The 1,921-nt window shown below is 69.1% G+C and carries 2 protein-coding genes; both read right to left on the bottom strand.

Features of this window, described 5'->3' with window-relative positions:
* Nucleotides 1-39: 39 nt before the first annotated feature.
* Nucleotides 40-537, bottom strand: coding sequence for an HAD domain-containing protein (locus ABZY11_RS44175; RefSeq protein WP_356484575.1), 498 nt, complete (start codon nt 535-537; stop codon nt 40-42).
* A complete protein-coding gene (locus tag ABZY11_RS44170) occupies nt 534-1,787 on the bottom strand; it encodes an IS256 family transposase (protein ID WP_356484574.1) in 1,254 nt (417 codons plus the stop codon). Before ABZY11_RS44170 ends, ABZY11_RS44175 begins: the two co-directional genes overlap by 4 nt.
* Nucleotides 1,788-1,921 lie beyond the last annotated feature (134 nt).

Here is a 1,921-nt window from a genome sequence, read left to right as displayed (position 1 = left end):
CGAGCAATTGTCAATTCCTGTGGATCACCGTGGGGAGCCTCAAGTGGCCCGCAGCCATTGATCGAGGACTGCGAAGTCTTCGGTGGTGAGGCCGCGGGACGACGCGACGCGGTGGAGGAAGGCCGGGGTGGGGTGGTGGGTGGACACCCAGTCCCGATCGGCGTCGGTGATCTCGTCGTCGACCCAGACGAACGGGCGTCCGTCCGCCCATGCCGCCAGGGTTCGGGTCTTCCAGTGGAGCCCGTACCACTGGTCCTCGCGTTCCTGCGCGTCGGAGGGTTCCGGCCAGTGCACGACCGGCAGGGGCGGCAGGCCGAGCCGCGGTGCTATGTCGGTGTTCGCCGCCTCCTCCCAGGTGGTGGCCCAGACCAGCTCGCACGGCAGTGCCGCGAGGCGGGGCCCGACGCGCGGGTCGAGCCGCGTCAGGTGCGAATCTGTCGCGGTGCCTGACGGCTCGCGTTGCGGGCCGTCACCGAACGGCAGGAGAGGTCCGTCGACGTCCAGGAACAGCAGCGGGCGTTCCTTACGCTCACTCATGCCGCGGCCTCCTGCTCACGCTCGACCAGGACGCCGCGTTCGAAGCGGGCGCCGTTGCGGACGAGGGCGACGAGGTGGGGTGCGGTGATCGCGCGCCAGCGGGCCTGGGCGGACTCGGCGAGCTTGAACACCATCGCCAGGGCCGCGGCCGGGCTGCCGGCGCCGCGGGTGACCTTGGTCCGCAGCTTTACCGTGCTGAAGGTCGACTCGATCGGATTTGTCGTGCGCAGGTGGACCCAGTGCTCGGCCGGGAAGTCGTAGAACGCCAGGAGTTCATCGACGTCGTCGGTGATCTTCTTGACGGCCTTGGGCCACTTCGCGCCGTAGGCGCGCCCGAAGTCCTTCACCGCCTTCTCGGCGTGATCGCGGTCCTCGGCGTTGTAGATCTCCTGCAGCGCCTTCTTCGCGCCGGGCTGGGCCGATTTCGGCAGGGCGTTGACCACGTTCCGGGTTTTGTGAACCCAGCACCTTTGATGTCTGGCCTGCGGAAACACCTCGGCCAGGGCCCGCCACAGACCCATGGCTCCGTCGCCGACGACGAGCTCGGGATCGCGCATGCCGCGCCGGCGGCAGTCCCGCAGGAGGTCGGCCCAGGACTCAGTCGACTCGCGCAGGCCCTCGGCGAGCGCGATCAGCTCCTTACTGCCGTCGGTGCGCACGCCCATGAGGACCAGGACGCAGGAGCGGGCCTGGCCGAGGCGGACCTTGGGGTGGACGCCGTCGGCCCACACGTACACGTAGTCGGATCCGGACAGGTCCCGGTCCTGGAAGGCGGCGTGGTCGTCGCTCCACTGCTTGGTCAGCCGGGTCACCGTGGCCGGCGAGAGCCCAGCGGCCGAGCCGAGGAACTGCTCCATCGCGGGCACGAAGTCGCCGGAGGACAGACCGTGCAGGTAGAGCAGGGGCAGGACCTCGCTGATCTTCGGGGACTTCCGGCACCAGGGGGCGAGGATCTTCGACGAGAACCGCTTGCGGTCGCCCGTCTCGCCATCGACCCGCTTGTCGTTCACCCGCGGCGCCTTCACCGCAATCGGCCCGGCGGCAGTAGTCACCGTCCGCTCACGGTGGTGGCCGTTACGGACCACCAGACGGCGACCGGCCTCGTCCCGCTCGCCCGCCAACTCGGCTATGTACTGGTTGACTTCGGCTTCCAGGGCCGCGGCAAGCATCCGACGGGCACCCTCACGGACGATGTCGTCCATCAGGGAGCCGCTCTGGGTGGTGCCGTCCTCGTTGACTACGCTCAGCACGGGCGTGCCCTCCCGACCCGCGCTGCAACGCGGGCCTACTCGATGACCAGAAATCGATCACTCGGGAAGGTACGCCCTCCGCGTTCCGCGAGGCACCTCTCCCGAGTCCGATCCACAGGTCTTGAGCATTGCTC

This window comes from Streptomyces sp. NPDC006510, assembly GCF_040611955.1.
GTDB lineage: Bacteria > Actinomycetota > Actinomycetes > Streptomycetales > Streptomycetaceae > Streptomyces.
The sequence above is the reverse complement of the archived record's forward strand: the minus strand, read 5'-3'. Positions and strand labels throughout refer to the sequence as shown.

What these genes read in the sequence shown, in the direction of transcription:
- ABZY11_RS44175 (WP_356484575.1), bottom strand. Translation starts at nt 537, where the DNA reads ATGAGTGAGCGTAAGGAACGCCCGCTGCTGTTCCTGGACGTCGACGGA.